The sequence below is a fragment of the Candidatus Francisella endociliophora genome (genome assembly GCF_000764555.1).
Lineage (GTDB): Bacteria > Pseudomonadota > Gammaproteobacteria > Francisellales > Francisellaceae > Francisella > Francisella endociliophora.
In genome coordinates, this window is the sequence record NZ_CP009574.1 from 1,370,313 (window position 1) to 1,395,976 (window position 25,664).

A 25,664-nucleotide genomic window follows, 5' to 3' on the forward strand; every position below is an offset into this window, starting at 1 on the left:
TTTATATCCCTTTGATTGTATGTTTCATTTTGTCTTTCTTTGTCATGAGATAGTCTTTGTTATGAGAGTTTACAAAAGCATCACATGCAACAGGCTCAGCATGTATACCTACAGTCTCAAGAGCATGTATTTTTTTTGGATTATTTGAGATTAGGCGACACTTATCTATTTGGTTATATTTGAGAACTTGTATGGCTAGATCATACTTTCTAGAGTCTACTGGTAATCCTAGTGCCACATTTGCTTCAATTGTGTCCATTTTTTCATTTATCTGTAAGTTATAGGCCTTTAGTTTATTTGTTAAACCAATACCTCGACCTTCTTGGTTTAGATATATTAAATATCCTCCTTCTTGGCTTATCATTTGCATTGCTGCTTTTAGCTGAGCTTGACAGTCACATCTTAGAGAGCCAAAAAGATCGCCAGTTATACATGATGAGTGCATTCTAACAAGAGGAATATCTCCACTATAAGGTTTTGATAGTACAACAACCTCTTCATTGTTGAATTTGTCCTTATATACAGTCATCTCAAGCTCACCAACACCGTCAAAGGGTATTGTGGAACTAGCAGATTTTTCAATAAAAACTTCTGTAGCTAAACGGTATTGATATAGTTCAGCAATTGTCAAAAGTGGTAGATCATGTTTTTTGGCAAACTTTTCTAATTGCTCAGTTTTCATCATAGAGCCATCTTTATTCATAAGCTCACATAAAACACCAGCACTGTTGAAACTACTTAGCTTCATAAGATCAACCGCAGCCTCCGTATGGCCATTGCGACCAAGTACACCTTTATCATTAGCAATAAGTGGGAAAATATGTCCAGGCCTAGCAAGCTCATCTGCTTTGGCATTTACTTTAGATGCTACTTGTATTGTACGGGCCCTGTCTTTTGCAGATACGCCAGTTGTTACACCTTCTTTTGCTTCTATTGTTACTGTAAAAGGAGTTGAGAATGTGCTGTTATTTTTATCAGCAGTAACCATAGGGGCTAGATTTAGAGCACTTGCTCTTTTTGAGTCCATGGATAAACATACGATACCGCTTGTATGCTCTAGCATAAAGGCGATATTTTCTTCAGAAGCCAGCTGGCCAGGTAGGATTAAATCACCTTCATTTTCTCTATCGTGATCATCTGCTACCACAACAGGTTTACCTTGCTTTAAGGCGTTAATAGCTTTTTCAACATTGTGTTTTGTTTGTTCAAACATTTTTATTTAGTCCTGTTATATATTTGTATATGTATTTACCAGTTGCATCAGCTTCAAGGTTTACAAATGAGCCTTCTGTATAACCTTGAGCTATAGTTACTTCAATCGTGTGAGGTATTAGAGTTACTGTGAAAGACTCTTTTAAAACATCTATGACAGTAATGCTCATACCATCGATAGTTACAAAGCCTTTTTCTACTAGGTAAGCTAAAAAATCATTAGATGCTGATATCTCAACAATCCAAGCATAACCATTGGCTTGTATGCTTTTGATTTGACCTGTCTCATCGATATGTCCTTGCACCATATGGCCTCCAACATGATCGCCGTATCTCATCGCAAGTTCGGTGTTTACTTTGTCACCAATTTTTAGAGTGTCTAAGCTAGTTTTTTCAAGAGTCTCTGGGACAGTATCAAAGCTTGCTGTATTTCCATTTAATTCAGTTACAGTTAAGCATGTGCCATTAATAGCAACACTATCACCAATTTTGCAATTTGAACTATTATCAAACTTTATCTGAAAAGTTTTGACATTATTATTTGTCGTTATTTTCTCGATAGTTCCTAGTTCTTGAACTATGCCGCTAAACATTTGTATTTTCCTTAAAGCTAGAGCTTATAAATAAATCCTTACCCATGAAAGCTATATCAGTAAAAGAAAGTTTTTCTTTAGGATTATGATTGGCAATTACTACAGGAGATAAGTATGTAGCAAATTCATTTACTAATTTTGAATTGATAAAGTTTTCAATGGTTTTTTTACCGCCTTCAACTAATAGGCTTGTTATGCCCATAACTCCCATTCTTTCAAGTAGAGTTCTCAAGCAGACTTTATTGTCATTAGATGAAAGTTTCCAATATTCGACGCCAATATTATTGAGTTGCAGAGCTGCTTGATCAGAAATAGTTGTGCAAATAAAAATTGTTTTTGCCTGCTCTTGATTTAGGACTTTCCAGTTATTATTAATCTCATCTAACTCACTGCAAAGTATAAACTTAGTGGGGTGTTTAATTTCATTAATATTTATTCTTACATCAAGACTAGGATTGTCATCAATAAGTGTTTGTTTTCCAATTAAAATAGCATCACAAATGTTGCGTAATTTATGAGTGTGTGTGAAAGCGACTTCAGAGCTTATTTTTTTTGAATCATCACCATTTACAGAGATTTTACCATCAAGAGACATTGCCCATTTAGTATAGACAAAAGGCTTTTGTGTTTTTTGATAATGGAAAAATATTTTGTTTAAATCTTGGGCTTGTTTTTCTAAAACACCAACCTTAACCTCTATACTAGCATCTTTAAGTTTTTGAGCTCCACCACCAGCAACTTTGGGGTTTGGATCAAGAGTTGCTATAACTACTTTTGCTACTTTGGCTTTTATGAGAGCCTTTGTACATGGCGGGGTCCGACCTTGATGACAGCAAGGTTCAAGAGTTACATAGACTGTGGAATCTTTTGCATTATAACCAGCTTTTTTTAGAGCGTGAATTTCTGCATGTGCTTCGCCAGCAACCTCATGCCAACCTTCAGCAATAATCGCTCCATCTTTTACTATTATGCAGCCGACCATGGGGTTCGGTGACACAGTGAATTTGCCTCTATTTGCTAGAGTCAAAGCCTGTTGCATGTAATATCTATCTATGTTTTTCATTTGCCCGTCTAAGTTTAGTTACGCTAGGGCAGGAGAGGATAATAAATATAATAATGCAAAAACTACAAATATAGTTTAAGCCGTGTAAAAATTATATATTTCTCAAACCTTCTTTCATCCAGACTATAACTGTCGGCTTTGGATTTACACCAAATCTGCTAGACCTTTCTAAAAATTTAGAAAGCGCTCGCGGGCTTCTGAGTTTATCAAAGCAATATCAAGCTTGATATTGCTATAGATCCTATGATCACACTTCGACTCCGTAGTTACTGAGCGTAGTCGAATGTACTCAGTGATCGGATAGAATGACAAGTCAGTTACCGCCGGTAGGGAATTACGCCCTGCCCTGAAGATATTTTATGTATTGTATCAAAAAAATATAAGAAGAAAAAATTTTTAGATTATTCTTTTGTCAGTGTAACAGTTATGTTCTTGTTATCTATTTTCATCATATCACCTGTTGCTGCATCGATAGCAAATCCCCAAATCGTAAGAATATTCCATAGTCCGCCACTTTGGAAAGATGTTGTGACTTTGAAAGACTCTGTTTTATACCCTTTTTTTGAAATTGTAATGTTTGGATTCCAAATATTGTTTCCATCTATTTTGAATGTTGCAGGAGTGATCCCTGCAGGTGTGCCATTGAGCTTAACTGTTGCTCCTGAGGGTATAGAATTCACAGTTATATTTCTATCATTATCTCCATACATGCTTGCACAGCTTGTTAGCATTAGAGAAATAAGCATCACAGAGTATATTTTAATTATATTTTTCATTATCTTAAGCATTCATTAAATTCTAGATTTAAAATATTATAAGTTTTTGCTTTTTAAAATCAATATTGTAGTATTATTTCTTGAAGATTATTTTAAAATATAAATCCATTTTTATGAAAATCTATAGATATATTATAGCTCTAGAAGTAGTTGAGTATTTTGCATATGCGATGCTCGCGACCATACTTTTATATAGTATTCTTCATAAGGGTTTAGGATTAGCAATGCCTCAAGCAGTATTACATATGTCTGCTTTTATTAGTTTGTTATATTGTTTTATTGCTCTGGGAGGTTTTATTGGAGATAGGGTATTAGGTAGCCAAAACACGTTATTACTAGGTATGTTTTTAATATGTCTTGGTTATATTGGAATGGTGTTCTTTGGCTATGTTGTTGCAGAACATCTTAATCTATATTATTTGATATCTATTCCATTAGCGTTGATTTGTATCGGAACAGGAGCATTTAAAAGTAACTCTAGTAAGATTTTTGCTGAACTTATTGAAGAAAAGAAATTTCTTGATACGAAATTTGTATATTTTTTGATTTCAATAAATATTGGAGCTGCCTTAGGAGGCTTGATTTCTCCAGCAATTAGTAAATATATAGATTGGCAGTTTGTAATGCTAGCTGCTTTTTTTATAACCTTAGTTTCATGGATACTGATTCTAAAAGCTTTACACTTTCAAGGTAGTAAGATTTTAAATCTTGATTTTGAGTTTAAAAGGGTTGTTCAAGTTTTGTTGGGTGTTTTTGCAATCGTCCTACTAGGCGCATTTGTTATCTCAAATCCAAAGCTTGTCTTAGTATTTCAAACTCTTGTGATAATATTCATCTTAATTTTCCTTGTTGTAAAAGCAGCTATTGATAAAGAAAACTATAGTCAGATCGCATTTGCGTTAGTTGTATTACTTTTAGCTTGGAGTATGATATTTGTATTTACACAAAGAACCATAAGCGTAAATACCTTTACAATACTGTGTACAGACCATAAGCTTTTTGGCTTTATAATCCCACCTGAGAGTTTTCAGGCACTAGAACCTCTTTGGGTAGTTGTGGTTGGACCACTGTGTATATTGTTTATGCGAAAAAACAGTCTAGCAAATTTAGGAATTAAGTATTTAAATAATATAACAATAGGGATATTTGCTTGTGGGTTAGGATACCTTTTATTGTACTGTGCGACTTTGAGTAGATCCTCTGAAGTTGTAAGCTCAGATTGGATTTTAGTATTTCAGTTATTTATGGCATTTGCAGAGCTTATTGCTGCAAGTACAGCTTTATCTATAATTTGTAGTTATATGCCGGTCTCACTAAGAACTACAGCAATAGGATTATGGTTTATTTTGATATCGTATGCTCATTTAATAAGTGGCTATGTGGTAAAAAACAGTTTAGGCTCTAGTACAGATAGCACTAAAAGTCTAATTCCGGAATATTCAAATATATTTAAGTATTGTGTGTTAATTATGATAATAAGTTTTGTGGTAGGGCGTATTATTAGAGTATCTATAAAAGTTAAGCCTCAGATGGAATAAAAGCATATTTTTTGACGACTTTACCACCGATCAAATGCTTTTGAATGATTTCTTCAAGTACTTTTGGTGTGCAAGAATGATACCAAACATTATCTGGGTGAACTACAGCTATAGGACCATTTTGACAAACTCTTAGGCAGTATGTTTTGGATCTATAGATATGACCATTTTGTGAAAGCTTTAGCTCTTGAAGTCTTTTCTTTAAATAGTCCCATGATTCAAGAGACTCTTTACCTTTACAACACTTTTGTCTATCTTGGTCACAACATAAAAATATATGTTTAGAAATGTTTGCAAGTCCTAGTTTCTCAGCTTTTTCTTTTAGTGGTTTTGCCATTATCATAATACCTGGATTTAAATAATGTATTTTTTGTTAAATACATTTAAAATTGATGAGAAAATATTAACATATGGAGAAAAAATGGAAAGTAACATTTCTAACGAGACTTTAGAAAAATTAGCTAATGCCCATATTAAAGACCTAAAAAGTAAGAGACGTTGGAAGTTATTTATTAGGATTGTTATTATCTTGATAGTTTTGATAATGATAGTCCCGAGGCTATTTAGCTCATCGAAAGAGCTTACACCTCACATAGCATTAGTAAAAGTACAAGGTGTAATAGCAGAAGATGCTGAAGCAAATTCTGAAAGAGTTAATAAAAGCTTAGATGATGCATATGAAAGTAAATTAACCAAAGCTGTTATCGTTGAAATTAATAGTCCAGGAGGTTCTCCAGTTCAATCTGATGAAATATATGAGCATATGCAATACTTACAGAAGAAGCATCCAAAAGTACCTATGTATGCCGTTTGTACAGATGTTTGTGCAAGTGGAGGATATTACATTGCAACTGGAGCTAAAGAAATTTATGCTAACAAGATGACTATTACGGGATCTATTGGTGTAATTGGAAGTGGATTTGGCTTTACAGGGCTTATGGATAAAATTGGTGTAGAAAGAAGAACTTATACATCTGGTAAAAATAAAGATTTCTTAGATCCTTTTTCACCACAGAAGCCAGAACAAACGAAGCAATTTGAGAAGCTTTTGGATGAAACTCATCAGGTATTCATAGATGCTGTAGAGAAATCTAGAGGTGATAGGCTAAAAGTTAAATCTAAGGATACAACATTTTCTGGTGAGCCTTTTAGTGGTATTCAAGCTGAGAAAATTGGATTAATAGATGGTTTTGCATCTGTAAGTCAGCTTAAGCAGGAAAAACTAGATAATATGGATATTGTTGACTATACAAGACCACTAGATTTTTTAACAGCAGTTTCGCAAAAGTTAGGTAACAGCGTTTATTATAAGGCAGCCTCAGAAGCTAGCTTTAGCCTAAAATAAGTGTAATAGGTGTTGAAACCATAAAAAACCATGACTATAATCGATGGTAACACTAAGTTTCTAAAACTAAACAAAAAGGAAGAATGGCTATGAAAAAAACATTATTAGGTGCAGCAATCGCAGGTGGTTTACTTATATCAGCAACTTCAGCTTTTGCTGGTGGCGTTGGTTTTGCAAATGTACAAGATGTATTTGAAACTTCTCCATTAGGTAAAGCAAAAGTTACAGCTGATGAGAAAAAGCTTAAGCCTCAAATGGATGAACTAAAGAAAAATATCACAACTCTTCAAGAGAAGGTAAATTCTTATACTGAAGAGAAAGACCAGGTTCAAGCAGATGATTCTAAAGGCGATACTAAAGATGCAGAAGCTGCAGATAAAGTAGAAAATAGTGATAAAGAGCAAGCTCAAGCAGATCTTGAAAAAGCTATGAAGCAATATCAAGATCTAATGAATCAAGTTCAAAAAATGGCTTCTGATGATGCTGATGCATTTAAAGATGCTCTAAACAAAGCTTCTGCTAAAGTAGCTGAAGAGAAGCAGTTAGATGCTATCTTACCTGCTGAAATGAGCTTATATAATGTTGATAGCATTGATGTTACTAAAGACATCGTTGCTAAGATGCAGTAATTCAATATTGAAAATATCTTTCTAAAAACGTTTTATCTTATTAAATTAAAAGCTTCTTTTTTTTATATCTAAAGCTATGTATAATCTTAGCTTAGATATAAGAATATTTACAAAAGACAATTAAAATTATGGAAAATTTAGGCTATTTCGTTTCACAAAACTTACTGTTTTGTTTATCTTTTATTTTATTATTAGCTATCTATATAATCTTTGAGCTAACTCAAACTAAGAAGTCTCAATATAGTTTGTCTGTTGCAGATGCTGTTATGACAGTTAATAAAGGAAAGGGTGTATATTTGGATGTTAGAAGCCAAGAAGAATTTAGTAATGCTCACATTATAGGTTCGCAAAATATTCAGCTTGATGAAGTTTCTCAAAAACATAAGAAATTAAATAAGTACAAGGCTAAGCCTATAGTTATTTATGGAAATGGTGCGGAGAAAGCAATGTTTGAATTGCGTAAGGCTGGTTTTGAGCAGGTTTTTGTACTTAAAGGTGGCTTGAGTGCATGGTTACAAGCAAGTTACCCAGTTAAGTCTTTGTCTAAGTAAGTTTTTATAAAAAATATTAAGGATCACAAAATGGATCAACAAGCACAACCACAATTTCAAATTCAAAAAGTTTATGTTAAAGACCTTTCTTTCTCTATTCCAGACTCTGATAAGATATGGGCTACAGCATGGAAGCCTGAGCTACATACAGATTTAAAAGTAGAGGCTGTAAATTTACCAGAAGAAAATACTTATGAAAGTGTTTTGACTCTTGAAGTAAAAGTGCAAAATGATGGTATGACAGCTTTTGAGATAGAGGTTAAGCAAGCAGGTATCTTCACGGTTTCGAATATGGAAGAAGGGCAAATCGAGCATGCAAAAAAAGCTTTCTGTCCAAATATTCTTTATCATTACGCTCGTGAGGCTGTTTCAGATTTAGTAACAAGTGGAGGCTTCCCTCAACTATGCTTATCAGCTGTTAATTTTGATGCAATGTATCAAGACTCATTACAAGAAGTAGCTAGTGATAAGCAACATTAATATTAACAGGAGTAAAATATAGTATGAGTAAGGAAAAAGCTCTAGAATCAGCGCTCTCTCAGATAGAAAAGCAGTTTGGTAAAGGTTCTATTATGAAGCTGGGAGATCAAGAAGCTGCTCATGATATAGATGTTATTCCATCTGGCGTGATAGCTCTTGATGTGGCTCTTGGTATTGGAGGATATCCAAAAGGTCGTATAATTGAGATATATGGACATGAATCTTCAGGTAAGACAACTTTAACTTTATTAGCTATTGCTCAATGTCAAAAGCAAGGTGGTACAGCAGCCTTTGTTGATGCAGAGCACGCTCTTGATCCAAAATATGCAAAGCTTCTTGGTGTGGATGTAGATAATTTAATCGTATCTCAACCAGATACTGGTGAGCAAGCTCTAGAGATTGCAGATATGCTTGTACGCTCTGGTGGTGTTGATATAGTTGTAATTGACTCTGTTGCAGCACTTACTCCTAAAGCAGAGATTGAAGGTGATATGGGTGACTCTCATATGGGTCTACAAGCTAGATTGATGTCTCAAGCTCTTAGAAAGCTAACAGCAAACATCAAACGATCAAATACGCTGGTAATGTTTATTAACCAAATTCGTATGAAGATAGGTGTTATGTTTGGCAACCCTGAGACTACGACTGGTGGTAATGCTCTTAAATTTTATTCTTCTGTTCGTTTAGAAGTTAGAAAGGGTGGGGCTATCAAAGATGGTACAGATATCAACGGTAATGAGATCAAAGTTAAAATCGTTAAGAACAAGGTTGCTCCTCCTTTTAAGCAGTGTGAATTTGAGCTTATCTATGGCGAGGGTATTTCTCTGGAAGCGGAACTTGTGGACTTAGGTGCTAAGCATGGTATTGTTGAGAAATCAGGTGCATGGTATAGCTACAAAGGTAAGAAAATTGGCCAAGGTAAAGAGAAATCAAAAGAATATTTGAAAGAGAATACTGTTGAGCGTGATGAAATCGAAAAAGCTCTTTTAGAACTTCTATTACCTCACAAGTATGCAAATCAAGATTCTCCAGTAGAGTCAAAATCTAAAAAGTCTTCAACTACTCAAGATGAGCTTATCTAAAGAAAAAAACTATCTTTTATATCTTCTTGCTAAGCAGGATTATTCTCGCAAACAATTGTCAGATAAGCTTTACAAAAGGGATAATATTTCTGGTGATGACATAGAATCATTACTTGATGAGTTTGAAAAAAATAAATGGTTATCTGACGAGCGTTTTGCCCGAGTATTTGTAACAAGTGAAGTCGCTAAGCTTAGGGGCAAAAAACGAATTATAAATACTGCTGTTTATCAAAAAGGTTTATCACAAGATCTTATTGAGAAATATATTGAGCAGGAGAATATTGATTGGTTTGAGCTCTGTCAGAGATGCTTGTATAAAAGATATAAAAATATTGGTGAGTTACAAAAAGATTTTAAACTAAAACAAAAAGCTATGAACTATTTAGCATACAATGGTTTTAGCTTTGATGAGATAAATTTTGCAGTGAGTGAGAATATCTGAGTTAAGCTATAAATAATCAAAAAAAACTCTGAAATACTTATCACATAGATGTTTTTGCTGTAAGCTGTAATAGAGTAATTTTTAAAAATAATACAGGAGCTAAAAAATGGCTAAAGGAACGGTAAATAAGGTTATTTTACTAGGTAGATTAGGAAATGATCCGGAAGTTAGAACAACTCAGAATGGTACTACAGTAGCAACTCTTAGTTTGGCTACAAATGATGGTATGGGTGATAATATTACTACAGAATGGCATAGAGTAGTTGTATTTGGTAAAGGTGCAGAAGCTATCCAAAGATATACTAGCAAAGGAACACAACTTTTTGTAGAAGGTAGGCTTCGTACAAATAAATATCAAGATAAAAATGGCAATATGCAGTATTCAACAGAAATTATTGCAAACAATTTCCAATTTATTGGTGGTGGTAACAATCAGGGCGGTTCAAATTATCAGAATAATTCGAACTTTAATCAACAGCCAAACAACAATTTTAATCGAAATCAGCAACAAGCTCCAAAGCAAGATAATATGCCTGACTTCGCAGAGATTAACTCATCTAACTTTGATGATGATATTCCATTTTAAGCTGTTAGAATAATTATGTTATTTGTAATATGCGAACATGTTACGATTTCTTTGTGGAAATAATACTTAAAAATCTATATATTTATTTACTTTTCAATCTTTTGTAACTTATCATGAGTTACTCGTACTTCACGTAAGCCTTGTTGAGTTAAAAGCTTTTCGACTCTTTCTTGTATTTGCTTTTTCATTTTACTCGATTCTATATCAAACACCATAGTTCCTGATGAGTGATTAATAGCTACATCATATGAGTGTAGTTCGTTAGATAAAAGATCATCATTAAAAAGTTTTTTACCTAAAGCTATGTATGCTTTATGAGGAAAATTAGCCTTTTCTATAGTGTTAATTGTGATAGTTAGTTGATCTTTGTTTGAGCAAGCAAAGGCACTGACACTAGTAAACAGTAATATAGTTAATAATATACGTTTCATTTTATTACTCTGGTATTTATATTTTAATAATGACTATGATACTAATCATTTTTAGAAAGTATATGCTTTTATGGCTAAATGCTCTATATAAAGAATATCTAATGGTTGATTTTCTATTTTTTACAAATAGGAATTGTATTTCATGTTGGAATCTAATCATTATTTAATAGTTTATGTAATAAATCAAAATGAATATCAAAAGAATATCACTATCGATACTTGCGATGCTAAGTGTTGTTCAAAGTTTTTCGTGTACTACTATTATTGTAGGTAAAAATGCTTCAAAAGAAGGCCCTACTTTAATTGCTAGAAGTGTAGATGGACCAGCAGATAGTTCGGCAGTGAGATTTATATATCATCCGCCGATGGAGAAAGGATATGTATATCAAAATATTGAAGAACCTGAAAATAGATTTAGGTATACAATGCCAGATAATTTGCTTGGTTACTCTGGTTTACCTGACTGGCAGACCAATAGTAACGGCTTTCAAGAATCTGGATTTAATGATATAGGTGTTTCTGTCTCTGCTACTGAAACTATATTTAGTAATGAAAAAGTTTTAGCGATTGATCCATATGTTAATAATGGAGTATCAGAAGAAGCTGTAGTAATGATAACTCTACCACAAAAAAAGTCGGCTAAACAAGGAGTTGAATTGTTAGGTTCGATCATTGAGAAATATGGTTCTGCTGAGGGTTTTGGAGTAGCTTTTGCAGATAAGAATGAGGCCTGGTATATGGAGAATGCAGGCGGACATGAATGGGTAGCTATTAAGATTCCGGATGATAAGTATTTCGTGTCAGCAAATCAAAGTAGAATTGGTGTTATAAATCTAGATGATAAAGATAATGTAATCACATCATCAAATTTAATCTCTTTCGCAAAAGAAAATGATTTATATAGTAGTGGTCAATTTAACTTTAGAAAAATTTATAGTAAGGATGATAACGGAGATGCGTGATATAATTATCCTAGAGTTAAATACTTACAGGACATTTTCACACCTTCAGAAAAAGGTGAGAAATATCAAGGTAATAGTTTTCCAATATTCTTAACCCCTAAAGATAAAATTTCAATTATAGATGTTGAGAATGCTCTAGAAAGTCACTTTGAGGGTACAAAGTATGATCCATATACTTTACAAGATCCTTCTGTGACAGCTGGACCTATATCTGTATATAGAACTCAGCAGACACATGTTTTATCAGTGCGTGAAAATTTACCATTACCAATAGCAAATATTGAATATTTAAGTCTAGGTATGGGAGCTTTAAGTATTTATGTACCATTTTATCAAGGTGCGGAGATTTCGCTCAGTTATCAAATAGGCGATAATCATGCAGATAATATTTCAGCATATTGGAAGTTTAGGAAATTATAAATGATGGGAATGCTTAATTCCTAATATGCACCGATTATCAAAGAAAGACCCAGCTAAAGCTCAAAAGCTATTAAATAACTTTACAACAGCAATTGTCGGAGCTGTATTTGCAGTCACTGATGAGTTTACAAATGAATTAATAACTATGCAATCAGCTGAGATAAATAGTATGTATAAGTTCCCAGGTGCTTAATAGATAATAGTATAAGATGTAATTTTCATGAAACATAGTGAAAATATTATTTTATTTTTTTTTTGAAGTGAGTATTTTTTTATGTTAGGGTTAACTCGAGTTAAAAGAAAAATAATGTAAAAAGGAGTGTTATGAAATTATCAAAATTAATTTTACCTATATCTTTGTTGAGTGTGGCTATTTTAGCTGGGTGTACAGAGGATAATAATGACTTACAAGGTAAATTAAAAAAAGAAGGTGGGCCAGGAACTTCAACTGTAACCCGTAGCGCTGTTGGTATAAATCAAGAAGATATTTCTGGATTTAGGAATTCAGATCAAGATAATCCGACTCAAGTAACAGTAACTTTTTCAAATACTACAGTCGCACTAAATAATGGATGTGAGCTGGAGTTTGCTGACAGTTCTCAATCGGGAAGTATCACTACAAAGACAACCTCATCTGCTCCTGACGAATCTGGAGCACCATTTAACTCATTTTTAGCAGGACTACAGTGCGGAGATGCAGAAATTTTAGAAAATCCATATACTGTGGATGTCAAAATATCTTTCTCTGCAGGTGGAACAAACTATTCGGCGACAACGACTCTTTCTGCAGAGGGTGGAGCTTAAATACTAGCTTTGGACTTGGGTACTTAGGCTTAAGAAAATATCTTGACAATTAAAAGTTTATAAATAAACTTTATGGTTTAATTATATTTAAAGGTAATCAAAATTATGAAAAAGAAAATTTTAGGTTTGTCAGTTCTGGTTGGATCAGCGTTACTTGTAGGATGTACAGATCCGAGCAAAGATAATAGCTCTGTATTGCAAAATCAATTAATAATTATAGATAATAATCCTATAATGGCAGCTATACTTGGCGCTGAGGGGATTAATTATGATACATCAGCAGGGGTGGGTATAAATCAATCAAGTATACCAGGGTTTGAGAACAATGGCGGGGCAGTACCTACACCAGTTACTGTAACAGTTTCAAATATTTCTGCTGGATGTGGTGTCATTGGACCAAATGTAAGTAGCTTTACTATAGAGACAACAGCAAATGCTAATGGCGTATTTAGTTCTTTGGGAGTAGATTCATTTTTTGTTGGGCTTGGTTGTGGCGCAGGTGGTGGAACAGCTAATGCAACTATTTCATTTACAGCAGGCGGTAAGAGCTATACAGCTACTACTACACTTACAGCTCAGTAGGAAATATTTGAAACAATAATTAGTGGTTTTATATTGAGTTATCTATTAGTGGATTAAAAGACTCTCACTAATATTGTTACTCCACTCGATCTTGTTATATAGTATAGCTATCATTTTATCTATCTTCTAATTTTAATTATGTCACATATTTTAGTACTTAACTGTGGTAGCTCTTCAGTTAAATTTGCACTTATAAATACAGATACTTCAGAGTCTCTACTTACAGGTTTAGCAGAAAATATCTTGACAATAGACAATAGACAATAGACAAGATATCATTATATTTGTATTAATGAGTGTGTAAGGAATATGTAATGAAAAAGAAAACTTTAGGGTTATCAATTTTGGTTGGATCAGCAATGTTAACAGGATGTATAGACCCAAGTAATGATAATAGCTCTATATTACAAAACAATTTAGTATTTGATTACTTTGATGATGGTCTTGATTTTGCTGTTAGTGTTGGAATTAATCAATCAAATATTTCAGGTTTTGAAAATAAGAATGGTACAAACCCAACACAGGTAACTGTAACATACTCTAATATTTCATCAGGTTGTACGGCATATGCAGCAGATGGCATGACTGTGGTAACAACAACAGCAACAACAGCATCAACGGATACAGATGTAGGAGAATTAGGATTTGATTCTTTCTTGGGTGGGATTGTTTGTGATGCTGCTGGTAAAACAGCAAACCTAACGATTTCTTTTACAGCTAGTGGAAAAAACTATACAGCTGCTACTACACTTACATCATAGTAAAAACTATAAAATAATCAAAGGCATTGACTAAATATTGTTACTCTACTCGATCTTGTTATATAATATAGCTATCATTTTATCTATCTTCTAACTTTAATTATGTCACATATTTTAGTTTTAAACTGTGGTAGTTCTTCAGTTAAGTTTGCACTTATAAATACAGATACTTCAGAGTCTCTACTTACAGGTTTAGCAGAGAACATTGGTGCAATAAACTGTCGAGTAGTCTTTAAATCCGATAGCAAACTTGAGAAGCGAATTGAAAATGGTCAGTATGTTGATATTTTTGCTCTTTTAAAGGATTTTCTAGTAGAAAATAGTTTTTTAGAAAAGATCTCAGCAATTGGTCATAGAGTGGTTCATGGTGGTCAATACTTCTCAAAGTCAGTATTAATCGATGATGATTCATTACAGAAAATAAAAAATTGTATTCCTCTTGCTCCTTTACACAACCCTGCACATATAGAAGGTATTACATTTTGTCAGCAAATATTTCCTGGTTTACCACAAGTTGCAGTTTTTGATACAGCCTTTCATCAAACTATGCCAAACTATGTGGCAGAATATGCAATACCTCGTGAGCTTACAGAGAAACATGGTGTTCGCAAATATGGAGCCCATGGTACATCACATAAATATGTATCACAGCAAGCTGCTAAGATACTTGATGAAGATAAAGCAAATGTAATAGTAGCACACCTTGGTAATGGTTGTAGTATTACAGCTCTTGTAGATGGTCAGAGTATTGATACGAGTATGGGGCTTACTCCTCTAGATGGCCTTGTGATGGGTACTCGTTCTGGTGAGATAGATCCAAGTGTATTTGCATACCTTTCGGATAATCTTGGTTGGGATATCACAGAGATTACAAATATGCTTAATAAAAAAAGTGGTCTACTAGGTCTATGCGGGCATAATGATATGCGTGAGGTTTCTGAACTAGCAGCAAGTGGCGATGAGTCTGCTAAGTTTGCGATAGATGTTTTTTGTCATAGGATAGCTAAGTTCGTCGGTAGTTATCTTGTTTATTTTAAGAATTTTGATGGGCTAGTTTTCACTGGTGGTATAGGTGAGAATGCTAAAAATATCCGTGAAAATGTAATTAGTAAATTGGCAAATTTAGGTTTTGAAATAGATCATGATAAAAATGCTAAGTCAGAAACATTTATAAATACTGAAAATAGCCATAAGATAATGGTTATAGCAACTAATGAAGAGCTTATGATTGCTCAAGAAACACAAGTTTTATCATAATATAAAGCAAAACAATATCAAATCAAAAGGTCGATGAATTAAGATATTTTGATTTATAGGTTCGGAAATCTATTAAGTTTAAAAGAGAGAAGATTATGAAAAAATCTATATTTATACTACCAACCTCAAAACATACAGGCCTAAGAGTTTTAACAAGTAGTTTAGCGTATTCGTTACAAGAAAAAGGTATAAAAGTTGGCTCTTTTCATCCTATTCATGACATGGAAATGTCTGTAGAGCAGATTGAAACTTACTTGTTAAACAATCGTGTCAAAGATTACGTTGAGTTAGTATTAAATAAGTTTTATGAAAAATCACAAGAATCAGAAGTTGTGATAATCTCTGGATTATTTAGACAAGGAGATAACTCACATAAACTATACTCAATAAATGGCATAATAGATGAGTTAAATACAGAGATTATCAAAGCTTTAAGTGCAGAAGTAATTATTGCTTCGTATCATGGTAATAAACCCTTAGAAGATATAAATGATGAAATTGACTATGCAACGCGTAGTTTACCTAAGCAAGTAAATATTATAGGAGCTATAATTACAAAGCTAAACGCACCATATGATGAGGATGGTAGAGTAAGCTTTAGCTTAACAGATGAGAAAGTAATTCCAGAAGCTCAAGAACATGTAAGTGTGCAAATGTTGCAACAAATGCCTGTATTTAATAAAAAAGGTTTAAGTTTGCTTGGTGCAATAGAGTGGAGTAAAGAAAAGACTTCTCCGAGGATACTGGATATTAAGAATATTCTTAAATTAAGCCTTATCTCAAATGTTAGCTTAGATGCTAGAGTTGATAGAGTAATGATGTGTTCAAGAGGCGTTGATAATTTTGTTGATGATCTCACTCCAAACTCATTAGTTATAACATCTGCAGATAGATCTGATATCTTGGTAACAGTATGTCTAGCTGCTAAAAATGGTATGAAAATAGCAGGAATTCTTTTGACAGCAGAAGAACATCTTAATGCTAAGGTTAGAGATTTATGTGTTGAGACAGCTGAGAAAGCTGGTCTTGCGATACTTACAACAAAAAGTAAGAGTGTGAATACTATTTTAAAAATTGCGAATATAGACCTGATGGGAATTCCAATAGATGATAAAGAGCGCATTCAAAAGGTTAAAGAGGTAATATCGAACTCTTTAGATAGAGAGAAAATAATTAGCGCAATCACAGCGGATATATCTAAACATCAGGTAATGTCACCACCGGCATTTAGGTACCATTTGTTAAAGATGGCTAGAAAGGCTAAGAAAAGAATCATCTTACCAGAGAGTTATGAGCCAAGGACTCTAGAGGCAGCAAAAAGTTGTCATGAGCAAGGCTTAGCAGAGTGTGTGCTAATTGGCGATAGAGAAAAAATTAGTAAAGTAGCTCAAATGAATGGGTTTGATTTGCCTGAGAGTTTAGAAATTGTAGAGCTTAATGATGCTGCTGAGAAAAAATATTTAGATACTTTAATGAGTTTAAGAAAGCATAAAGGGCTATCTGAAAGTATGGCAAAAGATGCTCTTAAAAATCCAGTAATAGTTGCAACTCTTATGTTGTATTTAGGAGAGGTAGATGGCTTGGTATCAGGTGCAGAGCATACAACGGCTGATGTGCTTAGACCAGCATTACAGCTTATAAAAACCAAACCAAATTCATCATTAGTATCATCAGTATTTTTTATGTGTATGCCTGATGAAGTCGTAGTGTTTGGGGATTGTGCAGTAAACCAAGATCCAACAGCTGAACAACTTGTTGATATAGCTATTCAAAGTGCTGAATCTGCGAAGAAATTTAATATCGAGCCAAGAGTTGCGATGATTAGTTATAGTACAGGATCTTCTGGGTCTGGTGCACAGGTTGAGAAAGTTCGTACAGCTACAGAGCTTTTAAAGCAAAAAGCTCCTGAATTACTAGTAGATGGTCCACTTCAATATGATGCCGCGATGATTGATAGCGTTGCTAAGAAAAAAGCACCAAATAGCCCAGTAGCAGGTAAAGCGACAGTTCTAATCTTCCCAGATCTAAATACTGGTAATACTGTATACAAAGCAGTGCAAAGAAGTGCTAACGTGTTAAGTATTGGTCCTGTTTTACAAGGTATCAATAAACCTGTAAATGATCTCTCAAGAGGGGCTACAGTTGATGATATTACTTATACTATAGCCATTACAGCAATTCAGGCAATATAGAAAGAGTTAATCATCTTGCCATGCAGCAATCATAAAGACTCTAATAGTATAGATCATATTTATAACAATAGATGCTGTACCCCATAACATAAACATTGCTAAAAAATTTGAAAGAAAGTCATTAAGCTCAGCATTATTAACTATCAAACTAACTAAAAATAGGGTAGAACTTAGAAAACAAACATATCCCAATATAATACTTAGATAAGCCTTGCATGAGAAATCATCATTACTATTTAGGTACTTCGGAGCAGCTACAACTTTTTGCATTTTACTACAAATTTTATGGTTTTCCATAGAAGGTAAACTAACTAGAGCACTAAAAAATATAGCTGATGTGAATGGTAAAAAAGTGCGACAAAAATTCACAATTTGTTGAAGATCAAATGATTGACCATGAGCATAAAAATATATGGCGATTATGATCATTGGCATTAGGTAGTAGAAGAGTTGATGATTGTAATTTTTTACTACTGCAAAGTAGTATTTAAATGGTCTGAGCATAATTATCACCCCTTTGTTTTGCCCTAGTATAACAGCTGGATTTAGTTTAATATACCTTATGACCTGCGAACTATTTGCATTATTTAAAGAATGTTTGAGATAGATAATAGCTATTTTGGGATTATAATAATTTTACTTCAAATAATATCTGTTATATCTTTACTGTATAGAGATAAATCTCTGCGTTCTCAGTTGCTATGGATATTTCTTATTCTTTTTACTAATTTATGGGGGGTATGTTTATATTGGCTTATTACTTTAAAAAAGAGGAGCAAGGCTGATAGCTTCAGTCTAAAAAAATATGGGGCGATCACAAATAAATGTGATGATTCAAATATACCTGCTAAGCTACACCAGCTTCTGAATGAATATTATATTAAAGGGTATACTTATAATAATCAAAAATTTATACAAGATAATAAATCTATATTTAAAGCTTTATATACAAGTATAAAATCTGCTAAAAAGAGCATTTATATTTGCTCTTATATATTTTCATTTGATAAATATAATGCTTTACTTGCTCGCGAACTTCTTAAGAAAAAAACCGAAGGCATTAAGGTTTATATTATAGTAGATGCTTTTGGAACAAATACGCTACTATCACCTTTCAAAATTGCCAGACTTTTGTATATGAAATATAAAGGTATAAGTATTAAAGCATTCTCTCCACTTACGAAAGGGCTTGCTACGGGTAGTTTTAACCAGCGTAATCACCGTAAGATGTATATTTTTGATCAAGAGATATGTTTTATAGGTGGAGCAAATCTTTCAAAAGATTTTTTATCGAATCAAAAAGATGTTTGGCAAGACTCATTAATAAATTTTAGTGGTGATTTAACTCTTTTTTATGCAAATTTATTTATATCAGATTGGAACTTCATTGCTTCAAAAAAACAAGCCATTGATTATATAGACTATAAGGCTACTGCAGATGATGATTATCTCTGTGCCTATCCAATACCATTAGGCCCAGATGTATATAAGGAAATTTATTTCAATGTGGTATCGGTAGCTATAGCGAGAGCAGATGAATGTGTTACGATAGTTAGTCCGTATTTTGTTCCTCCACATTCATTATTAGAGATTATTAAGAATGCAAGCTTATCTGGAGTGAAAATTATAGTAATAATTCCTCGTACCACAGATGGCAGGCTTATGAATAGGCTTAATTATAGCTATACTGATGAGGTTAAAAAATGTGGAGTTGATATAATATACACAAAAAAGAAAGTTCATAGTAAACTCGTGTTGATAGATCATAAGTTTACATTTATTGGTTCTGTGAATTTTGATTATCGCAGTTTACTTATTAATTATGAAGTAAGTTCTATATTTTCAGATGAAAAGATAGTTTCTGAGGTTGAAGGTTTTGTAAATAAACTTAAAAGTGACTCGGTAAACAAAACAGATGGTTATACTGGTTGGAAAATAGTTGATAAGGCGACTAGACTTTTATCTCCAATAGCTTAAATAATTACTTATGCTAAAAGAGACGTCATTAAAACAGTATTCATCTATTTGAAACTCATCTTTTGTGATAGAAAAGCAAAAGAAGCTATTGGTTTTATCATTAGTTCTTTTGCAAGAAAGTGATCCTGCATGGGCGACTACTGGTTTGTCGATGTTTGGTAGTAAAGGCTTAATACATTTATAATGTAAATGTCCTGTGCAAATTAAATCAATAGGACTTGTAGCAGAAATGTTAGCTAATTGCTGTGCACTTGGCAGAGCTTTATGTAGATTTTCAATCTGAGTTATATTGTGGTGGAAGGCTAAAATATTCCATTTGTCAGTATTGTAAAACGCAGTTTCAACTTTTTTAATTTGTTGGGTATTTATTTTACCTTTTTTTATAGAGTAAGGATTTACAGAATTTAATCCAACGATTTTTATTAAGTCATTTTCAAAAACTGGTTCAAGATTGCTGTGCACATATTCTTTATAATTTTTAAATGGATGTGTTAAGCGACTAGAAATTCTATATAGAGGTATATCATGATTACCTGGGATACAGAAAATATCAATACCAAGGTTACTAATAAACTCGGCAGCTTGCTTAAATTGATCTTTTTTTGCTCGATGAGTTAAATCACCAGTTATAATGATTAAATCAGGTTTATTATTTTGAGTGAAAGCTTTAAAAGAATCAATAATTTCTTCTTTATGATAGCCAAAGTGTAAATCAGATATATGAAAGATTTTCATAGTTAACAAATCACCTTTAACTTTTTGGGTAGTAGTTCAATGTTTAAAGGCGTTTTTAGTTTTGTTGTTTCACCATCTATAGCAACATCTAGGTATTTTTTATCATTGTTGATTTTTAGTTTAGTGGTGCTATCTATTTTCCATGTTGGATCATCATTTTTATTGGTTTTGCTTTTTAGATAGTAAACGCCAATTTTGCCTTGCTCTAAGCTCTCTCTTTGGAATAAGGAAGGGAAATCTACACTATAACAATTATTGCTTATTAATAATGAATGAAATCGATTTTCTATTCGATGATCCTCATATGAGATATTTATTTTTTCATCACTATGCTTTATTAACTGTTGTATGAATGCTGGCATGTAGGCAATAAATTTATTGAGTTTGTTTTCCCAAAACTCACGCCTTTTAACGAGACCTGGATAAAAACCTAATGATAGATTGTTTATAACCTTTTGACCGTTTACAGAAATAAGATCAACTTCTTTAGTTTGCTGCTTATTAAGACTCTCTGCTAAATCTTTGTAGGATAGAGGTAGCTTCGCATCTTTTGCAAAATGGTTGAGTGTACCTCCAGGAAAAACACCGAGTATCTGAGAATCAGAGATATTTTGTACAGCTGTGTGAATAGTGCCATCACCTCCAGCTACTACTATAATATTATAATCAGATAGTTTATTAATTGTTGAGGGTAATTCTTTACCTTCTACTGGAAAAGTTTTGTATGCAACTAAATTAGCTAACATTTCTAAGTCTTCTTTATTATTTTCATAATTTTTACAACTTATATTTATAACTAATGCTATTTTACTATCGCTCATATCTTTATGTTGATTTATGCAACACTCAAAAGTTAGTATGTATATATAAGTATAGAGAGAGTTATTGTTTAAATCTATGAATATTAAGCAAGAGGTACATGAGGAGTAAATCATGAAACATAAAAATAAACTTTTAGAAAAGGTCATTAAAAAATATTCTTTTAACGGAGATGAGAATTTTGAATTAAAAAATCCAGCTACAGATGAGCTTATATGTAAGCTAGAAGCAAAAAGCGCAGAATATGTTAGAGATAATATATTAGTATCAAAACATGCTCAGAATATTTTTAAAGATACGCTTTCAATAGAGAAGTCAAAATTACTGGCGAAGTGGTATGAGCTAGTTATGGAAAATATAGATGAATTAGCGGAGATTATCACTTTAGAAAGTGGTAAACCTTTAGAAGAAGCGAAAGGTGAAGTTAAGTATGGAGCTAATTTTATCCAATGGTATGCTGAGAAAGCTAAAAGAATAGATTCGCGTGTATTTGATCCTAATGTTGAGAATGCTGAAGGTCGAGTGGATTATCAGCCTGTGGGTGTGGTTGCTGCAATTACACCATGGAATTTTCCTTTTGCTATGATTACTCGAAAAGTTGCCCCAGCAATAGCCGCTGGCTGTAGTGTCATACTTAAACCATCAGAGCTTACACCATTAGCTGCATTTGCGGCTAGAGAACTATTTATAGAAGCTGGAGCTGATGAAAGTCTATTACAGGTGATCTGTGGAGATTCAAGTATTATCGGTAAGGAATTTCAGCAGAGTGATGTTGTTAGAAAAATAACTTTCACAGGCTCTACAAAAGTTGGGAAACTCTTGATGAAGCAGTCAGCTGATACTGTTAAAAAGATTTCTCTAGAATTAGGTGGTAATGCGCCATTTATTGTATTTGAAAGTGCAGATTTAGATAAGGCAGTAGAGGGTCTTGTTGCTTCTAAGATAAGAAATGCAGGACAAGTTTGTATTGCACCAAATAGAGTATTTGTTGATAGCAAAATTAAAAAAGATTTTATAACAAAGCTTGAAGTCGCTATAAAGAATCTTAAACAAGGAAATGGACTTGAAAACGGTGTGAAAATTGGACCGCTTATTAATAAATCAGCTGTTGAGAAAGTTCAGTCGCATGTAAATGATGCTTTATCTAAAGGGGCGGAGTTAGTGTGTGGGGGTAGAGTCAATCTTGAACTGGGGGGTAATTTCTTTGAACCAACTATACTAGATAATATGCAAGACACGATGATTTCTAGCTGTGAAGAGACTTTTGGTCCAGTGATTGCAATTTTTAGTTTTGATAAAGAAGATGAAGTTATACAAAGATCTAATAACACTAGCTATGGATTAGCAAGCTACTTCTATAGTAGTGATATGAATCAGATTAGAAGAGTTAAGAGCGCACTAGAATATGGTATGGTAGGAATTAATATTGGTAGTATTTCTAGCGAAAAAGCTCCTTTTGGTGGAGTCAAAGAATCAGGGCTTGGCAGAGAAGGTTCTGATGACGGTATCTATGAGTTTTTAGAAGCTAAATATAGTTTGCAAAGTTTTATCTAACTCTAGTTTATTTTAGCTTTTTTGGTATAAAAGGTTGTTCTTGGGAATATATCCAAGTATTGTTAAAAGATAGCGCTGATTTATTTTCAAATTGCGAGCGCTTTATAAATCCTGCTAAAGCGAAGCATTTCTGTCAAGTTTTGTTCCCATCGTTTTAGTAGGAAGCTTTTTGCAAATATACAAAAAGTTTGTTTATTAACTAAAACATGGAGATTATCCAAAATGAAAAAAGAAAATCTACTTGAAAGGCTAAACAAAGGTCCAGTAATCTGTGCAGAGGGTTTCCTATTTGAAATTGAACGCCGTGGCTATATGGCTTCCGGTGAATTTGTACCAATGGTTTCGTTAGAACATCCTGAGGTTTTAGAAAATCTACATCGTGAGTTTCAACATGCAGGATCTGATATTGTCGAAGCTTTTACATATAATGGTCACAGAGAAAAATTAAGAGTAATAGGCAAAGAAGATTTATTAGAACCTTTGAATAGACAAGCTCTACAAATAGCTAAAAAAGTAGCAAATTCTACCCCAGACGGAATTCAGCCAAACCTAATGGCTGGAAATATTTCCAATTCAAATATTTGGAATCAAGGTGATAAAGCATCTCAAGAAGAAGTTAAAAGAATGTTTAATGAGATGGTTGGTTGGGCAGCTGAAGAAGGTGCTGATATGCTAATTGGTGAGACTTTTTACTATGCAGAAGAGGCTTTTGCAGCTTTAGATATTATGCAAAAAACAGGTTTGCAAACCGTAGTAACTTTAGCACCTATGGGTGAAAATAAAATGAGAGATGGCTGGTCTGTTATTGATACTTGTAAAGAGCTAGAGCAGCGTGGTGCAAATGTTGTAGGTATGAACTGTTTTAGAGGACCACAAACAATGTTGCCAGATCTTCAGAAGATTCGTGAAGCTGTGAAGTGTCATGTTGCAGGTTTACCTGTTCCATATCGTACTACAAATGAGCATACCACCTTTTTTAATTTACCTGATGATAATGGATGTTGTTGTCCATCTCCACATGGCAGAACATTCCCGACTGCTCTAGATCCATTGTACTGCAATCGTTATGAGTTAAGAGATTTTGCTGAAAAAGCATATAAGATGGGCGTTCATTATTTAGGTATATGTTGTGGAGCAAGTCCAATGTTGATTCGTGAAGTTGCTGATGCTGTAGGGCTTGTTGTGCCAGGTAGTAAGTATAAAGAGAGAATGGAGAATCACTTTATGTACGGTTCAAATAAGCGTACTGCAAAACATATGCAAGAATATGGTAATAAAGCATAGTTTATTCTAACTTCTACGCTTAAGAGAATATAAATCTTTACGGCGATCTCTTAAGTTTTTCACACTACCAAATTGATTTAGCTCACGAAGCAAATTTATATCAACATCCGCTATTAGAATCATCTCGGTATTTGGCGTAGTTTCTGCTTTTATACCAGTCGCAGGAAATGCAAAATCACAAGGTGTAAACACCATCGACTGAGCATACTGGATATCCATATTGTGAACCTTAGGTAAGTTACCTACACTACCTGCAATTGCTACATAACATTCATTTTCAATAGCTCTAGCTTGAGCACAGTTACGTACTCGAGAGAAACCATTTTGAGTATCTGTTAAGAACGGCACAAATAGTATATCCATACCATCTTCAGCAAGTATTCTACTGAGTTCTGGGAACTCAGAATCATAACAAACGAGAATACCAATTTTACCACAGTCAGTATCAAACACTTCTAGCTTGTCACCACCTTGTAGTCCCCAAACCATCGCCTCATCAGGTGTTACATGGAGTTTTTCATATTTCTCTACGGTACCATCTCTACGACATAAGTAACCTACGTTGTATAGACGATCATCTTTCATCTCAGGCATACTTCCTGTAATGATGTTGATATTGTAAGTAATTGCAAACTCAGAGAATTTATCCGTAATCGTTTGAGTATGTTTTGCTAGTTCTCGTATAGCTTCGGGCTCTGATAGGTGATTATTCTCAGCCATTAAAGGAGCATTGAAGAACTCTGGGAATAGGGCGAAATCAGAGCGATAGTTTGATACTGCATTTACAAAGTATTCTGCATGTTGCATTAGTTCATCAAGATCTTTATACGGTCGCATTTGCCATTGGATTAAACCTAGACGAACATCTTTTTTGATAGGGGCTGCTTCTTTAACTTCCTCTTCATAATATATATTTGTCCACTTCAATAATACTGCATAGTCATTAGATTCAGCATCATCATCAAGATATGACTTAATGATTCTAACAGGTTGAAAATCATTACTAAGCTGAAAGTGTAAGACAGGATCGTGAACTTCTTGTCTTCTAAGTTTGCTTATATATTCTTTAGGCGATATTTCGTGAGCATGTTCATGATAACCTGGTATTCTGCCACCAAATATTATGCTTTTTAGATTGAGCCTTTCACATAGATCTTTACGGTAATCATATAGTCTACGGCCTAGACGCATGCCTCTGAATTCTGGCTTTACAAATAGATCTATACCATACAAAACATCACCCTCATCAGTGTGTGTATTGAAAGTATAGTTACCAGTTATTTTTTTGTAAGTATGATTGTGACCAAATTTTTTATAGTCAACAATGATTGACAATGCACAACCTGCTAACTGATCATTGACTTTGATTACAACTTGCCCTTCAGGGAATTTTTTGAGTAGAGAATCAATTTCATATTTTTTCCAGTAAGGATCCTCCATCTTATAGACTTGTATCATTGCTTCTTTGAGCTCTTGATAGTCATCAAGGCTTAGATAATCTAGTTTGATATTTTCGATATTTTGCATGTTTCAAAAAAATGAACGTATATTGCCAAGATTATAGCATAGGCTTCTTATTTATTTCTTGA

Annotated in this window: 27 protein-coding genes and 2 pseudogenes; 19 read left to right on the forward strand and 10 right to left on the reverse strand. The window is 33.5% G+C overall.

Annotation, left to right across the window (positions count from 1 at the left end):
• Nucleotide 1 precedes the first annotated feature (1 nt).
• From ribB to QI37_RS06735, 4 genes are all read right to left on the reverse strand, one after another.
• A complete protein-coding gene (gene ribB, locus QI37_RS06720; protein WP_040009823.1) occupies nucleotides 2-1,213 on the reverse strand; it encodes a 3,4-dihydroxy-2-butanone-4-phosphate synthase in 1,212 nt (403 codons plus the stop codon).
• The gene (locus QI37_RS06725; RefSeq protein ID WP_040009826.1) at nucleotides 1,206-1,805 is read right to left on the reverse strand and encodes a riboflavin synthase; all 600 of its coding nucleotides are present in this window, start codon (nucleotides 1,803-1,805) and stop codon (nucleotides 1,206-1,208) included. Before QI37_RS06725 ends, ribB begins: the two co-directional genes overlap by 8 nt.
• Entirely contained in the window at nucleotides 1,798-2,868 is a 1,071-nt protein-coding gene (gene ribD, locus QI37_RS06730; protein WP_040009828.1) for a bifunctional diaminohydroxyphosphoribosylaminopyrimidine deaminase/5-amino-6-(5-phosphoribosylamino)uracil reductase RibD, read from the reverse strand. Before ribD ends, QI37_RS06725 begins: the two co-directional genes overlap by 8 nt.
• Before the next feature lie 401 nt (nucleotides 2,869-3,269).
• The gene (locus tag QI37_RS06735) at nucleotides 3,270-3,644 is read right to left on the reverse strand and encodes a PEGA domain-containing protein (protein WP_158409069.1); all 375 of its coding nucleotides are present in this window, start codon (nucleotides 3,642-3,644) and stop codon (nucleotides 3,270-3,272) included.
• Nucleotides 3,645-3,757: 113 nt separating this feature from the next.
• Between QI37_RS06735 and QI37_RS06740 the strand changes: the two genes are divergently transcribed.
• Nucleotides 3,758-5,182: an oligopeptide:H+ symporter gene (locus QI37_RS06740; protein ID WP_040009832.1), complete on the forward strand. Its 1,425-nt coding sequence runs from the start codon at nucleotides 3,758-3,760 to the stop codon at nucleotides 5,180-5,182.
• Here the strand turns inward: QI37_RS06740 and QI37_RS06745 are convergent.
• Nucleotides 5,163-5,519 (reverse strand): (2Fe-2S) ferredoxin domain-containing protein, encoded by a 357-nt coding sequence (locus tag QI37_RS06745; protein WP_040009834.1) that lies wholly within the window; start codon nucleotides 5,517-5,519, stop codon nucleotides 5,163-5,165. The genes QI37_RS06740 and QI37_RS06745 overlap by 20 nt on opposite strands.
• 84 nt (nucleotides 5,520-5,603) lie before the next feature.
• Between QI37_RS06745 and sppA the strand changes: the two genes are divergently transcribed.
• The 7 genes from sppA to QI37_RS06780 all read left to right on the forward strand — a co-directional run bounded on the left by sppA (nucleotide 5,604) and on the right by QI37_RS06780 (nucleotide 10,297).
• Nucleotides 5,604-6,527, forward strand: a complete 924-nt coding sequence (gene sppA / locus QI37_RS06750; RefSeq protein ID WP_040010744.1) for a signal peptide peptidase SppA — start codon at nucleotides 5,604-5,606, stop codon at nucleotides 6,525-6,527.
• A gap of 89 nt (nucleotides 6,528-6,616) precedes the next feature.
• The gene (locus tag QI37_RS06755) at nucleotides 6,617-7,156 is read left to right on the forward strand and encodes an OmpH/Skp family outer membrane protein (protein WP_040010745.1); all 540 of its coding nucleotides are present in this window, start codon (nucleotides 6,617-6,619) and stop codon (nucleotides 7,154-7,156) included.
• 128 nt (nucleotides 7,157-7,284) lie between these two features.
• Nucleotides 7,285-7,707 carry a rhodanese-like domain-containing protein gene (locus QI37_RS06760; RefSeq protein ID WP_040009840.1) on the forward strand — a complete coding sequence of 141 codons (423 nt, stop codon included), beginning with the start codon at nucleotides 7,285-7,287 and terminating at the stop codon, nucleotides 7,705-7,707.
• Between the two features lie 30 nt (nucleotides 7,708-7,737).
• Nucleotides 7,738-8,187, forward strand: coding sequence for a protein-export chaperone SecB (gene secB / locus QI37_RS06765; protein WP_040009841.1), 450 nt, complete (start codon nucleotides 7,738-7,740; stop codon nucleotides 8,185-8,187).
• A gap of 23 nt (nucleotides 8,188-8,210) precedes the next feature.
• Complete coding sequence (gene recA, locus QI37_RS06770) at nucleotides 8,211-9,269, forward strand: recombinase RecA (RefSeq protein ID WP_040009843.1); 1,059 nt, start codon at nucleotides 8,211-8,213, stop codon at nucleotides 9,267-9,269.
• Nucleotides 9,256-9,711: a regulatory protein RecX gene (locus QI37_RS06775; RefSeq protein WP_040009845.1), complete on the forward strand. Its 456-nt coding sequence runs from the start codon at nucleotides 9,256-9,258 to the stop codon at nucleotides 9,709-9,711. Before recA ends, QI37_RS06775 begins: the two co-directional genes overlap by 14 nt.
• Nucleotides 9,712-9,817: 106 nt before the next feature.
• Nucleotides 9,818-10,297: a single-stranded DNA-binding protein gene (locus QI37_RS06780; RefSeq protein ID WP_040009848.1), complete on the forward strand. Its 480-nt coding sequence runs from the start codon at nucleotides 9,818-9,820 to the stop codon at nucleotides 10,295-10,297.
• Between the two features lie 86 nt (nucleotides 10,298-10,383).
• On the opposite strand, the gene QI37_RS06785 is transcribed toward QI37_RS06780, so the two are convergent.
• Nucleotides 10,384-10,728 (reverse strand): hypothetical protein, encoded by a 345-nt coding sequence (locus tag QI37_RS06785; protein ID WP_040009850.1) that lies wholly within the window; start codon nucleotides 10,726-10,728, stop codon nucleotides 10,384-10,386.
• 224 nt (nucleotides 10,729-10,952) lie between these two features.
• Here QI37_RS06785 and QI37_RS10375 point away from each other — a divergent pair.
• The 8 genes and pseudogenes from QI37_RS10375 to pta all read left to right on the forward strand — a co-directional run bounded on the left by QI37_RS10375 (nucleotide 10,953) and on the right by pta (nucleotide 17,706).
• Nucleotides 10,953-12,110: pseudogene (locus tag QI37_RS10375) on the forward strand (C69 family dipeptidase).
• 25 nt (nucleotides 12,111-12,135) lie between these two features.
• Complete coding sequence (locus tag QI37_RS10255; protein ID WP_158409070.1) at nucleotides 12,136-12,303, forward strand: hypothetical protein; 168 nt, start codon at nucleotides 12,136-12,138, stop codon at nucleotides 12,301-12,303.
• A gap of 131 nt (nucleotides 12,304-12,434) precedes the next feature.
• A complete protein-coding gene (locus tag QI37_RS06795; RefSeq protein ID WP_040009853.1) occupies nucleotides 12,435-12,914 on the forward strand; it encodes a hypothetical protein in 480 nt (159 codons plus the stop codon).
• Between the two features lie 105 nt (nucleotides 12,915-13,019).
• Nucleotides 13,020-13,496, forward strand: coding sequence for a hypothetical protein (locus QI37_RS06800; RefSeq protein ID WP_040009854.1), 477 nt, complete (start codon nucleotides 13,020-13,022; stop codon nucleotides 13,494-13,496).
• A gap of 138 nt (nucleotides 13,497-13,634) precedes the next feature.
• Nucleotides 13,635-13,745 (forward strand): annotated as a pseudogene (locus QI37_RS10220) (hypothetical protein); the annotation flags it as partial.
• Nucleotides 13,746-13,810: 65 nt separating this feature from the next.
• Nucleotides 13,811-14,257 (forward strand): hypothetical protein, encoded by a 447-nt coding sequence (locus QI37_RS06805; RefSeq protein ID WP_040009856.1) that lies wholly within the window; start codon nucleotides 13,811-13,813, stop codon nucleotides 14,255-14,257.
• Between the two features lie 102 nt (nucleotides 14,258-14,359).
• Complete coding sequence (locus QI37_RS06810; RefSeq protein WP_040009857.1) at nucleotides 14,360-15,514, forward strand: acetate/propionate family kinase; 1,155 nt, start codon at nucleotides 14,360-14,362, stop codon at nucleotides 15,512-15,514.
• 95 nt (nucleotides 15,515-15,609) lie between these two features.
• Nucleotides 15,610-17,706 (forward strand): phosphate acetyltransferase, encoded by a 2,097-nt coding sequence (pta, locus tag QI37_RS06815; RefSeq protein ID WP_040009859.1) that lies wholly within the window; start codon nucleotides 15,610-15,612, stop codon nucleotides 17,704-17,706.
• A gap of 6 nt (nucleotides 17,707-17,712) precedes the next feature.
• Here pta and QI37_RS06820 read toward each other — a convergent pair whose 3' ends face one another.
• Entirely contained in the window at nucleotides 17,713-18,210 is a 498-nt protein-coding gene (locus QI37_RS06820; RefSeq protein WP_040009861.1) for a hypothetical protein, read from the reverse strand.
• A 90-nt stretch (nucleotides 18,211-18,300) separates the two neighbouring features.
• Between QI37_RS06820 and QI37_RS06825 the strand changes: the two genes are divergently transcribed.
• The gene (locus QI37_RS06825; protein ID WP_040009863.1) at nucleotides 18,301-19,683 is read left to right on the forward strand and encodes a phospholipase D-like domain-containing protein; all 1,383 of its coding nucleotides are present in this window, start codon (nucleotides 18,301-18,303) and stop codon (nucleotides 19,681-19,683) included.
• Here the strand turns inward: QI37_RS06825 and QI37_RS06830 are convergent.
• Both QI37_RS06830 and QI37_RS06835 read right to left on the reverse strand, forming a co-directional pair.
• Nucleotides 19,666-20,418, reverse strand: a complete 753-nt coding sequence (locus QI37_RS06830) for a metallophosphoesterase family protein (protein ID WP_040009864.1) — start codon at nucleotides 20,416-20,418, stop codon at nucleotides 19,666-19,668. The genes QI37_RS06825 and QI37_RS06830 overlap by 18 nt on opposite strands.
• 2 nt (nucleotides 20,419-20,420) lie before the next feature.
• Nucleotides 20,421-21,239, reverse strand: coding sequence for a diacylglycerol/lipid kinase family protein (locus QI37_RS06835; RefSeq protein ID WP_040009866.1), 819 nt, complete (start codon nucleotides 21,237-21,239; stop codon nucleotides 20,421-20,423).
• Between the two features lie 112 nt (nucleotides 21,240-21,351).
• On the opposite strand from QI37_RS06835, the gene QI37_RS06840 reads away from it, so the two are divergent.
• Nucleotides 21,352-22,791: an NAD-dependent succinate-semialdehyde dehydrogenase gene (locus QI37_RS06840; protein WP_040009868.1), complete on the forward strand. Its 1,440-nt coding sequence runs from the start codon at nucleotides 21,352-21,354 to the stop codon at nucleotides 22,789-22,791.
• A gap of 222 nt (nucleotides 22,792-23,013) precedes the next feature.
• Entirely contained in the window at nucleotides 23,014-24,075 is a 1,062-nt protein-coding gene (locus QI37_RS06845; protein WP_040009871.1) for a homocysteine S-methyltransferase family protein, read from the forward strand.
• 6 nt (nucleotides 24,076-24,081) lie between these two features.
• Here the strand turns inward: QI37_RS06845 and QI37_RS06850 are convergent, their stop codons facing one another.
• Nucleotides 24,082-25,602, reverse strand: coding sequence for a bifunctional GNAT family N-acetyltransferase/carbon-nitrogen hydrolase family protein (locus QI37_RS06850; RefSeq protein WP_040009873.1), 1,521 nt, complete (start codon nucleotides 25,600-25,602; stop codon nucleotides 24,082-24,084).
• Nucleotides 25,603-25,664 lie beyond the last annotated feature (62 nt).